The sequence below is a fragment of the Candidatus Kosakonia sp. 282A-S69 genome (genome assembly GCF_029433855.1).
In the GTDB taxonomy this organism is placed as follows: Bacteria; Pseudomonadota; Gammaproteobacteria; order Enterobacterales; family Enterobacteriaceae; genus Kosakonia; species Kosakonia cowanii_A.
The window spans coordinates 255,280-255,538 of record NZ_JAROAU010000005.1 but is presented as its reverse complement, the minus strand read 5'-3'; the positions used below and the strand labels follow the sequence as shown (position 1 = coordinate 255,538).

At 60.6% G+C, this 259-nt stretch carries 1 protein-coding gene; it reads right to left on the bottom strand.

Annotation, left to right across the window (positions count from 1 at the left end; translation table 11 throughout):
- On the bottom strand, positions 1-218 hold a 218-nt coding region (locus PU683_RS22285), incomplete at its 3' end, for a hypothetical protein (protein ID WP_431190975.1).
- Positions 219-259 lie beyond the last annotated feature (41 nt).

The following is a 259-nucleotide window of genomic DNA, read 5'->3' as shown; positions in this document are numbered from 1 at the left end:
ATGCGGTTCATGATCCAGGCCGCAGGCAGGGTGGACAGCGCCAGCCCGAGCTGGTAGATGCTGACCGGCAAGGTGGACGCCGTGGGATTGGATGACAGCTGCTGCCCGACCAGCCCGCCCAGCGAGATGATGATGGGCGGAGAGGCACCTCCCAGGGACTGGGCTGCGACCAGCAGGCCCATATTGCGGCTTTGTTGTGTGTTGTTGTCTGATTGCATAAATCGCTTTGGCTGCCCATGCTTGTACGCAGATTTGTCAC